This is a genomic window from Cellulosimicrobium cellulans, from assembly GCF_006539945.1.
In the GTDB taxonomy this organism is placed as follows: domain Bacteria; phylum Actinomycetota; class Actinomycetes; order Actinomycetales; family Cellulomonadaceae; genus Cellulosimicrobium; species Cellulosimicrobium cellulans.
Genome location: NZ_BJNZ01000046.1, coordinates 1 through 11,068 on the forward strand (window position 1 = coordinate 1; position 11,068 = coordinate 11,068).

Sequence of the window (11,068 nt, forward strand, 5' to 3'; positions counted from 1 at the left end):
GCGAGGGCGAGCAGCGTCGACGTCGCCGTGCTCACGGCGGACCGGACTCCCGGCGACCGGCGCGCGAGCACGGCGACGAGCAGCCAGGCGAGCGTCGCGACGACGATCACGGGCCGGTGCCGCCGCTCACGGGAGCGTCCGCCGGGTCACCACTGGCTCTTCCGCTCCCAGTCGGGGTCGAACGATCCCGCCTCGGCCACCGCCACGTAGTCGCGGTACGCCTCCGCGACGAGGACGGGCGGGAGGTCCGCGATCCGCGCGGTCCCGCGACCCGACCCACGGCCGGTCCGCTCGAACGTCAGCGCGGTCACCGCAGCGGCGATGTTCTCCTCCGGGACGAACGACCCCGTGAACTCGATCTGCACCACGATCCCCGCGCTCGCGAACGACTTCGTGTACGCGCTGAACCACCCGGCGTCCTCGGCCTGGGAGCGCGTGTAGCCGCGCTTGGTCGCGCGCCCGCGGATGGAGAAGCTGTCGGAGAACCAGCCCTTGTGGTCGTCGATCGCCGTCGCGCCGACGGGGACGTCGGGCGTCGCGACGTCGAGCTGCGCGAAGAGCGGAGTGACCTCGTAGTCCGCGAGGTGCGCCGACCACGCGGCCGTGGCGTCCGGGCCGAGCAGCACCGCGTGGGCGAGCCCGACCGTCGACCCCTCGCCGAGCACGACGTCCTCGTCGTCCGCGTCGACGAGCGCGCCGCCGTCGGGCCGGAACGGGCGCGCCGCGTCCGTGCCGGGATTCTCGACCCACACGAGCCGCTCGACGAGCCGCGACATCACCGGGTGGCCGAGCAGGTACTCCTGCCACTCCTGGGCGGTCCACGTGCGTCCCACGCACATCGCCTCGTAGAGCCGCTGCGTCTGGAGCGCGACGACCGCCTTGAGCTCCTTGCGGCTCGCGGTGAGCTGCTTCTTCGCGGCCGAGACGAGCTCCGGGTCGTCCTGCGCCCGTGCAGCCGGGAGCGCCTTGACGACCTTGCCCGCGTCGCTCGTGAGCTCGAGCGTGAACGCCGGCGTGATGCGCCCGACGTACTCGCGCGACCCGAGGTCGAGGTGCAGCAGACCGTCGTCCTCGAACCCCGCCGTCTGGACCGTGCGGTCCGCGAGCTGGTCCGCGGTCCAGCCGCGCCGGTCCGCGAGCTCGGCCGCGAGGCGCTGCGCCGTCTCCTGGACCGTCGCCTGCCGGAAGCGGCGCGAGACCGCGAGGAGCTCCTGGATCGCCGCGGGCTGCCCGTTCGCCGCGAGCGCCTGCACGAGCGCCTCGGTCTGCGCGCGGCGGCCGATGTGCGCCTTGGTGTAACGCTGGAACGTCGCGGCGAGCTCGCCGCCGGGCATCGCGACGGTGAGCGCGAGCATCCCCTTGTCCTTGACCGCCGAGCCGAGGTAGGTCGCCTGGTGCTCCCGGTACAGGTCGCGGTAGTGGTCCTCGACCGTCTTGGACGCCTCGACCGCGTAGTACTGGGGAGAGCGCTTGGCCCACGCCTGGTACTGGTCGTAGCGCACCTGCGCGCCCGCCGTCGCGTGCGCCTCGCTCTCCTGCGCCGACGGGTTGCGGGTGTCCTGCGCGACCCACGCGCTCAGCACGTGGCTGCCGACGCGCGCGCGGTCCTCCTCCTGGAGGAGGGAAAGGTACCGCTCGAGGAGTCCCGCGCCGCTCGGGTCCTTGAGCTTGACCGCGAGCACGACCCACCACCGCAGGATCGTCGGGTCGACGGGCGAGCCGTCCGCCGCCCAGCGCGCGCCCGGAAGGGAGCCCAGGTCGAACCACGACATGCTCACCGGCGCCTTGCCGCGCAGGCCCTTGGTCGCCTCCGCGAGCAGCGCCTCAGGCGCGAGGTCGACCGAGATGTCCTCGCCGAGGCTCTCGAGCGACGTGAGGAGCGCGGCGCGCACGACCTCGCTGCGCTCCTTCACGAGAGCGGCCCGCAGCGCGGGCACCGCGTCGGCGTCCCCGAGCCGGGCGAGCCACTCCGCCGCGGTGCGGCGCACCTCGGACCGGCCGTTCCCGAGCCCCTGCTCGGCGAGCCCACGCACCCCGGGGTGCGTGCTCAGCGCCGCCTGCGCCGTCGCGCGGTAGGTGCGGCCCTCGCCGAGCGCGAGCTCGGTCAGTCGCGGCAGGAACCGGCGCGGTACGTGCGGGAGCTGCGCGAGCACCGCGAGCGCCCGTGCGGGCTTCGTCGTGCCGTAGGTGCGCTCGCGGTCGTCGAGCGCCGCGGCGAGCCGGTCGAGCCGCCCCGCGTAGTACGGCCACGCGTTCTCGGGCGTCACCGTGTCCATGGCCCACCACGTGGAGAAGTACAGCTCGTCGATCAGTGCCTCGGCGTCGTCGCGACCGATGCGCCGCAGCGCCTCGTCGAGGACGCGGAGGTCGACGTCGAGCATGTCGCCCTCGTTGAGCCGGTACCAGCCGAACCGCTCGCTGTGGCCGCGCGCCTCGTTCGCCTGGAGCCGCAGCCGGTGCAGGAGTGTGATGCCGGGGAGGCGCGAGAAGACGCCCGGTGCGGACAGCCGGCGCATCGCGACGCCGCCCGGACGACGCGTGCTCGTCCCGGACAGGAACGCGGCGAAGACCCGGAGGTCGTCGTCGGTGATGCCGGGAAGCTCCTTGAGGTCCTGCTCGACGGCCTGGCGACGCCAGCGCGGCCACCCGTCGTCGTCGCCCTTTCCCTTGCCGGGGTGGGCCGCCTGCTCGGCGCGGGCACGCTCGAGTGCGGTGTCGATCGCGACCCGCGCGGCCTGCACGAGCTCGTCGCCGAGCACCGTCTCGGGCAGCGGCTCGTAGGGCGGGACGTCGATCGTGGGCTCGTCCTCCTGCGCGGCGTCGAGCACGCGGGCGCGCTCGACCGTGTCCCGCAGGAGCGTCGCGCGCGCGCCGGTCGACTGCTCGGCGGCCCGCTCGAGGTCGGCCAGCCCGCCGTCGACCTGCGCGAGGCGCGTCACGACGGACCCGAGCCGCGACGGCGGCAGGGCCGTGAGGAGCGGGGTGAGGATCTCGCGCTGGCGCTCGCCCGGGAGCTGCGCGACGGCGGCCACCGCCGCCTCGCGCACGCCCTTGCTCGTGTCCGCCGCGAGTCGCGCCAGGAGCGGGGCGAGCGCGGCCGTCGCCGCAGCGTCGGACGCCACGAGCTCGACCAGCTCCGTCCGGCCGGCGGCGCTCACGCCCGGCAGCGCCTCGGTCGCGACGTCGACGTGCGCGACGACGAAGTCGCGCGCCGCATCGCCCAGCAACGCCGGGCCGAGGTGCCGCGACGACCAGCCCGCCGACGTCGGGCGCTCGAAGAGCTCGCGCAGCACGACCGCCGTCGCGTCCGCCTCCGGCACGCCGCCCTCGACCGCGAGCGCCACCAGCAGGTCCGGCGTCCAGCGGTCGGGAGCGGCCTTGCCGTTCTTGCCCTTCCGACGGTCGTTCGCGCGCCGCGACATGTCGTTGACCAGCACCGTGAGCCAGCGCGGGTCGGTGGGGCGCTCGCGGTCGACCTCCGACGACACCGCGCTGAGCACCCGGCCGAGGCGCACGAGCTCCGGGATCGTCACGGAGTCGCTCAGCGTGTAGAGGTTGGACCGGGCCGCGACGGCCTTCGGGGACGTCCAGCCGGGCACCGCGGCCTTGAGCCGGTCGTCCTGCGCGGGCGTGGTCCACGAGTAGAGGCCGGACTGACCCGGCCGCCCGAGCAACGCCTCGACGTCACCGCCGCGCAGCGCCTCGAGCTCCAGCAGGACCTCCGGACCCTCGCCCCGGTGCACGTACGCCACCGCGCGGTCCGCGAGCCCCGGCGACTCGACGGCGAGCACCTTCAGCGCGTCGACGAGCCGAGCGCTCGGGCGGCCACCTCCCGTCTGCTCCTCGTCGCGCCGGAACAGACCCTTGACCTTCTCGAGCACCCTCTACCTCGCCGTCACGTCGTCGCTGCTGGTGCGCCCGATGCTAGGGGCGGGCGCCGACACGCCGCCCAGGCTGCTCAGGGACAGGTCACTCGGCGGAAAGCGTCCGGATCGTCGATCACCACGATCACGACGCCGTACCGCTTCTTGTGGGCCACCGCGTCAGACTGCCATCGCAGTCCGCCGGTCGGCCAGTGCCGGGCGTAGGCCGGGAGCGCGACGTCGGACGTTCGCCGTCGTTCTCGAGGGCGGCGTCGTGCATACCTGCCACGACGTGCGCACTCGTCCTGCGGACGGGGTGGGCCCGGAGGGACTCGAACCCCCGACATCCACGGTGTAAGCGTGGCGCTCTAACCAGCTGAGCTACAGGCCCTGGAACAGCGGAGCACAGCCTACCGGGTCGGCACCCCGCCACCGGCCACGCCTCAGGCGCGACGACCGGGCCCGACGACCCGACGCTAGAACCGCCGCCGCCCCCGCTCGGCGACAGCAGCGGCGCCACCCGCGGCCCGCCGCGTCAGAGCTGTTCGAGCGCCCGCCGGTAGCCGTCGAGGTCGCGACGCTGCCCGCGCGGGTTGACGACGGACCAGCGCACGATCCCGTCGGCGTCGAGGAGGAACGAGCCGCGCAGCGCGAGGCCGTTCTCCTCGTCCAGCACGCCGTAGGCCCGGGCGACGTCGCCGTGGGGCCAGAAGTCGGAGAGGAGGTCGAACTCGAAGCCCTCCTGGGCCGTCCACGCCTTCTGCGCGAACACCGAGTCGCACGAGATGCCCAGCAGCGTCACGCCGGCCGCCTCGAAGTCCTCGAGGTTGTCCCGCAGCTCGCACAGCTCGCCCGTGCAGATGCCGGAGAACGCGAACGGGTAGAACACCAGCAGCACGGGCCCGCCGCGCAGGTCGGCGAGGTGGACGGGCGTGCCGTGCGTGTCGGGCAGCGTGAAGTCGGGTGCAGGGTCCCCCGGCCCGGGCGGCGTGGCCCGGACGCCGGCGACGCCCTCGTCAGCGACCGCGGCCACGGGTCCCGAGCTTCGTCGCGGACCAGTCGGGCGCGATCGCGAACGTGCTCGTCGCGTGCAGCCCCGCCGTGGTCGCGGCCTCCTGGATGTCGTTGTGGCCCACGTGCCCCGACCGGCCCGGCTTGGGCGTGAACACCCAGATGAGGCCGCCGTCGTCGAGCACGGTCTGGACGTCCACGAGCAGGTCGGTGAGGTCGCCGTCGTCCTCGCGGAACCAGACGATCACGCCATCCGTGACGTCGTCGTAGTCCTCGTCGACGAGCTCGCCGCCGACGAGCTGCTCGAGCTCACCGCGCAGGTCGTCGTCGACGTCCTCCGACCAGCCGAACTCCTGCACCACGTTGCCGGGTGCGAACCCCAGGCGGTCCGCCCCGATGGGCCCTGCGGTGTCGGTCACTGTCGTGTCGTTCCTTTCCTCGTCCTGCCTGTCCGTGCGGCAGGCCCGCCCGGCGCGCGGGCGGACGCCCGCGCGCACGACGACCTGCCGTGTCTGGCAAAGGTAGCCCACCGGAGGATCCGTTGCTTGGCAAGGTGCCCGCCACGGACACCCGGTCCGGCACGTGGTGCCCGGACCGCCGTCGGGCACCGCACCCGCACGACGCCGGGACGCCTCCCCACCGGGCCGTGTCGCCGAAATCACGCCCTCTTGACCACCCGATGGTGTGACTTACGCGCGCGTTGTGAACACAATGGGTAGACCACCCTGGTCTCGTGAAGAGGCGCGGTCGCCACCAGCGGCCGCGGCCGCGTGCCCGGAGTGGCCCCAAGACGGGTGTCGGCCGTGTACCGCGCGGCCGTGCGCCCGGCATCCGACGAGATATGAGGTTGCTGGTGGCTTCGTACGACGAGACCGGACCGCTGATCAACGGTCTGCTCAGCCAGGTTCCGGACTTCGACCCCGCCGAGACCGGCGAGTGGGTCGAGGCCCTCGACGGCCTGATCGACGACCGCGGGGGCCCGCGCGCCCGCTACGTCCTGCTGAACCTGCTCAAGAGGGCCCGGGAGCGCAACGTCGCCGTCCCGACCTCCTTCACCACGCCCTACGTGAACACGATCGGTGTGCACGAGGAGCCCTACTTCCCCGGCGACGAGGCGCTCGAGCGCCGCTACCGCTCGTGGATCCGCTGGAACGCCGCCGTCATGGTGACGCGCGCGCAGCGCCCCGGCATCGGCGTCGGCGGCCACATCTCGTCCTACGCGTCGGTGGCGACGCTGTACGAGGTGGGCCTGAACCATTTCTTCCGCGGCAAGGACCACCCCGGCGGCGGCGACCAGGTCTACTTCCAGGGCCACGCCTCCCCCGGCGTCTACGCCCGCGCGTTCCTCGAGGGCCGCCTCTCGGCGGACCAGCTCGACGGGTTCCGCCAGGAGAAGTCGCACCCGGGCGGCGGCCTGCCGTCGTACCCGCACCCGCGCCTCATGCCCGACTTCTGGGAGTACCCGACGGTCTCCATGGGCCTCGGCCCGGCGAGCGCCATCTACCAGGCGTGGACGGACAAGTACCTGCACAACCGCGGCATCCGCGACACGGAGCAGCAGGACGTGTGGGCGTTCCTCGGCGACGGCGAGATGGACGAGCCCGAGTCGCGCGGCATGCTCCAGCTCGCGGCGCAGCAGCAGCTCGACAACCTGACGTTCGTCGTGAACTGCAACCTGCAGCGCCTCGACGGCCCGGTGCGCGGCAACGGCAAGATCATCCAGGAGCTCGAGGCGCAGTTCCGCGGCGCGGGCTGGAACGTCATCAAGGTCATCTGGGGCCGCGAGTGGGACGTCCTGCTCAACGCGGACAAGGACCGCGCCCTGGTCAACCTCATGAACGTCACGCCCGACGGCGACTACCAGACGTACCGCGCGGAGTCCGGCGCGTTCATCCGCGAGCACTTCTTCGGCCGCGACCCGCGGACCAAGCAGCTCGTCGAGAACATGACCGACGACGACATCTGGAACCTCAAGCGCGGCGGCCACGACTACCGCAAGATCTACGCGGCCTACGCGGCGGCACGCGCCCACACGGGCCAGCCGACCGTGATCCTCGCGCACACGGTCAAGGGCTACGCGCTCGGCCCCACGTTCGCCGGGCGCAACGCGACGCACCAGATGAAGAAGGTGGGCCTCGCGGACCTCAAGGCGCTGCGCGACTCGCTGCGCATCCCGATCACGGACGAGGAGCTCGACGCCAACCCGTACGAGCCGCCGTACTACCACCCGGGTCCCGACGCGCCGGAGATCCAGTACCTCCTCGGTCGTCGCCAGCAGCTGGGCGGGTTCGTGCCCGAGCGCCGCTCGTCGCCCAAGCCGATCACCCTCCCGGGCGACAAGTCCTACGAGATCCTCAAGAAGGGCTCGGGCCAGCAGGAGATCGCCACCACGATGGCCTTCGTCCGGCTCCTCAAGGACCTCATCAAGGACAAGGAGTTCGGCAAGCGCATCGTGCCGATCATCCCGGACGAGGCGCGCACGTTCGGCCTGGACTCGATCTTCCCGTCGGCGAAGATCTTCAACACCCAGGGCCAGCACTACCTCGCCGTGGACCGCGAGCTCATGCTGAGCTACAAGGAGTCCGAGGCCGGCCAGATCATGCACACCGGCATCAACGAGGCCGGTTCCGCGGCCGCGTTCCAGTCGGTCGGCACGTCCTACGCCACGCAGGGCGAGATCATGGTGCCGTTCTACATCTTCTACTCGATGTTCGGCTTCCAGCGCACGGGCGACCAGTTCTGGGCGGCGGGCGACCAGCTCACTCGCGGCTTCATCATCGGCGCCACCGCGGGCCGCACGACCCTGACCGGTGAGGGCCTCCAGCACGCCGACGGCCACTCGCCGCTCCTCGCGGGCACGAACACGGCCATGGTCCAGTACGACCCGGCCTACGGGTACGAGATCCGCCACATCGTGCGCGACGGCATCGAGCGCATGTTCGGCCCCGGCGAGCACGGTGTCGGCGCGGACGGTCGCGACCAGAACGTCATGTACTACCTCACGGTGTACAACGAGCCGATGGTCCAGCCGGCCGAGCCGGAGGACGTGGACGTCGAGGGCATCCTCAAGGGCATCCACCGCATCTCCGTCGGCGAGGGCGACGGGCCGCGCGCCCAGATCCTCGCCTCGGGCGTGGGCGTCCCGTGGGCGCTGGAGGCGCAGCAGCTCCTCCACGACGACTGGGGCGTGGCGGCCGACGTGTGGAGCGTGACGAGCTGGAACGAGCTGCGCCGCGACGGCCTCGCCGCCGACCAGGCCGCGTTCCTCGACCCGACCGCCGAGCCGCGCGTCGCGTACGTGACCGAGAAGCTGTCCGGTGCCGAGGGCCCGTTCGTCGCCACGAGCGACTACGACCACCTCGTGCCCGACCAGATCCGCAAGTGGGTCCCGGGCGACTACGAGGTGCTCGGGGCCGACGGCTTCGGGTTCTCGGACACGCGCGCCGCCGCCCGCCGGCACTTCAAGATCGACGGCCCGTCCGTCGTCGTCCGCACGCTCCAGGCGCTCGCCAAGCAGGGCAAGGTCCCCGCGGACGCGTCCGCCCAGGCGATCGAGAAGTACCGCCTCATGGACGTCACCGCCGGCACGTCCGGCAACGCGGGCGGCGAGGCCTGACGGCCCCCGCCCGGTAGCACGACGACGGCCGGTCACCCCGCGGGGTGGCCGGCCGTCGTCGTGCGGGCAGGCGGGCGGCCCGACGGCGCACCAGCGGCCCCGCCGCGTCCTCGCCCGGGCGGGCGGTCAGGTCCCGGCGCGGTGCTGCTCGGCCTGCGCGACGGTGCGCTCGAGCTCGGCACGCAGCGCCGCCACGCCCTCCCGGTCGCCGTACTCGACCAGCGAGGCGAGATGGTGCCGCGCGTCGAGCGGCCGGTCGGCCTCGATCGCGGCGAGGACGAGCTGGCGCCCGACCTCGGGCACGTGCTCGCGCGCACGCCAGTGCCCGACGCCCAGGCCCAGCGCCTCGACGGGCAGGCCTGCCGTGCGCAGCACCTCCATCGACTGCGCGAGACCGCGACCCGACGGGTCGCGCTCGGCGGCGGTCGCGAACCGGCGCAGCGCGGCCTCCTGGTCGTCCTCGAGGGACAGGCGTCCCAGCTCGACGAGGGGGTACCACCCCTTGGGGTGCCCGGCGAGCTCCTCCGCGAGCGCCCAGACCGCCAGGTCGGCGGCTCGCTGCTTCTCCGTCTCGTCCGCGGGCGCGGCGAGCGGGTCGTCCGTGGCCGGCCCCTCGGCGGCGCGGCGCCGGACCAGCTCGGCGAGCGCCCGGAACGCGCGCTCGTCGTTGGGGTCGTCGACGAGCATCGCCCGCAGCGCGTCCTCGTGGACCGTGTCCCCGCGCTTCTCCCCGGACCGCGGGCGGCGCGTGCCGACGGTCGACGCGGACGTCGGCCGACGCATGAGCTGTCGGAGTCGGGGCATGAGGGCCATGTCTCGACCCTAGCGGGTCGTCCGGACGCTCACCCAGCGGCCCGGGTGGAGCGCGGTCGGGCGGGGCGAGGCCGTACGCCTTTGTGGACTGTCCACAAGCACGGACCGTATGCTCGGCGCGTGACGGCCACCCCCAGGACGCCTTCGAGCGCGTCCGCCCCGAGCGGCCCGACGGGCAACGCGGACAACCTCCAGCGACTGCGCGACGGGAGCGGTCTGCTCATGTCGGCCGCGCTGCGGCGCCTGGACGACGAGATCCCGTGGTACCGCGAGCTGCCGGCCGAGGACCGCTCGTACGTGGGGCTCGTCGCGCAGTCCGGCATCACGGCGTTCGTCACCTGGTACGCGGACCCGCTCGCCCCGCCGCACGGCGTGAGCGACATCTTCGCGGCGGCCCCGCCGGAGCTGACGCGGTCGATCTCGCTCCAGAACACGCTCCAGCTCGTCCGCATCGTCGTCGAGGTCGTCGAGGCGTACTCCGACCAGCTCGCGGCTCCGGGGGGCGAGCGCGACCTGCGCGAGGCGGTCCTGCGCTACTCGCGCGAGGTCGCGTTCTCCGCGGCCGAGGTCTACGCGCGCGCCGCGGAGGTGCGCGGCGCATGGGACGCACGCCTGGAGGCGCTCGTCGTCGACGCCCTGATCCGCGGCGACGGCGACGACTCGCTGCGTTCGCGCGTCTCGGCCCTGGGCTGGGGCGGGCACGGCCCGACCCTGGTCATGGCCGGGACGATCGCCGCGACGCTCGACGAGGTGCGCACGGCCGAGCTGCGCCGCGCGACGCGCCGAGCGGCGGGCGACGCGCTCGTGGGTATCCACGGCGACCGCCTCGTCCTCGTTCTCGGCGGGGAGGGCGACCTCCAGGCCGCGGCCGCGTCGCTCCTGCCGCGGTTCGGGCCCGGACCCGTCGTCATCGGCCCGACCGTCCCCGGCCTCGAGGAGGCGGCGCGCTCGGCCCAGGCCGCGCTCGCTGGCCTGCGGGCCGCGCCGGCGTGGCCCCAGGCCCCGCGTCCGGTCCTCGCCGACGACCTGCTGCCGGAGCGCGTGCTCACGGGCGACACGACGGCGCGCCGCACCCTGGTCGCGCAGGCGTACCGGCCGCTCGCCGAGGCGACCGGCTCCGTGCTCGAGACGCTGTCGGCCTACCTCGGCACGGGCCGGTCGCTCGAGGCGGCCGCGCGGTCGCTGTACGTGCACCCGAACACCGTGCGCTACCGCCTGCGCAAGGTCTCCGAGATCACCGGCTGGGACCCGCTCGACGCGCGCGAGTCGTTCGTCCTGCAGGTCGCGCTCGCGCTCGGCCAGCTCTCCACGACGCGCTGAGCCCGCCCCCGGCGTCGCGGGCGCCGTCGCACCGGACCGTCGCGCCCTTGTAGGTTCGGCACAATCACCCTTCGCAAGGTTGGTGCGGGTCGTGACGTGGCCCGGGAGCGTCGGGTTGGCACAGTTGACGGGTGCTCGCCGTCTTGTGCCCTGGACAGGGCTCCCAGTCCCCCGGAATGCTCGCCCCCTGGCTCGAGCTGCCCGGCGTCGTCGACCAGGTCGCCGCGTTCGGCGAGGCCGCGAGCCTCGACCTGCGCGCGCACGGGACGGAGTCCGACGCCGACACGATCCGTGACACCGCGGTGGCCCAGCCCCTCATCGTCGCGTCGTCCCTGGTCGCCCTGCGGACGATCCTCGACGGCCGGGACACCGCGGACGTCGTCGACGTGACCGCGGGCCACTCGGTCGGCGAGCTCGCCGCCGCCGCGGTCGCGGGCGCGCTGAC

6 protein-coding genes, 1 tRNA gene and 1 pseudogene are annotated in these 11,068 nt (G+C 73.6%); 3 read left to right on the forward strand and 5 right to left on the reverse strand.

The genetic code is table 11. The features are described 5' to 3' along the window. Positions 1 to 146 precede the first annotated feature (146 nt). The 4 genes from CCE02nite_RS20080 to CCE02nite_RS20095 form a co-directional block, all read right to left on the reverse strand. Positions 147 to 3,881, reverse strand: coding sequence for a DUF4132 domain-containing protein (locus CCE02nite_RS20080; protein ID WP_141391352.1), 3,735 nt, complete (start codon positions 3,879 to 3,881; stop codon positions 147 to 149). A gap of 299 nt (positions 3,882 to 4,180) precedes the next feature. Continuing rightward, positions 4,181 to 4,254: transfer RNA gene (locus CCE02nite_RS20085), tRNA-Val, on the reverse strand. A gap of 144 nt (positions 4,255 to 4,398) precedes the next feature. Next, on the reverse strand, positions 4,399 to 4,896 hold the full coding sequence (locus CCE02nite_RS20090; RefSeq protein WP_141391353.1) for a peroxiredoxin: 498 nt from the start codon (positions 4,894 to 4,896) through the stop codon (positions 4,399 to 4,401). Next, positions 4,880 to 5,293: a DUF3052 domain-containing protein gene (locus tag CCE02nite_RS20095; protein WP_141391354.1), complete on the reverse strand. Its 414-nt coding sequence runs from the start codon at positions 5,291 to 5,293 to the stop codon at positions 4,880 to 4,882. The genes CCE02nite_RS20090 and CCE02nite_RS20095 overlap by 17 nt, the downstream gene beginning before the upstream one ends. Before the next feature lie 434 nt (positions 5,294 to 5,727). On the opposite strand from CCE02nite_RS20095, the gene aceE reads away from it, so the two are divergent. Beyond that, positions 5,728 to 8,490, forward strand: a complete 2,763-nt coding sequence (gene aceE, locus CCE02nite_RS20100; protein ID WP_141391355.1) for a pyruvate dehydrogenase (acetyl-transferring), homodimeric type — start codon at positions 5,728 to 5,730, stop codon at positions 8,488 to 8,490. Between the two features lie 126 nt (positions 8,491 to 8,616). On the opposite strand, the gene CCE02nite_RS20105 is transcribed toward aceE, so the two are convergent. Continuing rightward, the gene (locus CCE02nite_RS20105; RefSeq protein ID WP_141391356.1) at positions 8,617 to 9,303 is read right to left on the reverse strand and encodes a hypothetical protein; all 687 of its coding nucleotides are present in this window, start codon (positions 9,301 to 9,303) and stop codon (positions 8,617 to 8,619) included. Positions 9,304 to 9,423: 120 nt separating this feature from the next. Between CCE02nite_RS20105 and CCE02nite_RS20110 the strand changes: the two genes are divergently transcribed. Together CCE02nite_RS20110 and CCE02nite_RS20115 are read left to right on the forward strand one after the other, a co-directional pair. Further along, positions 9,424 to 10,623, forward strand: coding sequence for a PucR family transcriptional regulator (locus CCE02nite_RS20110; RefSeq protein ID WP_371861949.1), 1,200 nt, complete (start codon positions 9,424 to 9,426; stop codon positions 10,621 to 10,623). Between the two features lie 131 nt (positions 10,624 to 10,754). Continuing rightward, positions 10,755 to 11,068: pseudogene (locus CCE02nite_RS20115) on the forward strand (ACP S-malonyltransferase); the annotation flags it as partial.

Bases quoted from the DNA above. Each gene is read 5' to 3' on its own strand.
- CCE02nite_RS20105 (WP_141391356.1), bottom strand. From the start codon at position 9,303: ATGGCCCTCATGCCCCGACTCCGACAGCTCATGCGTCGGCCGACGTCC.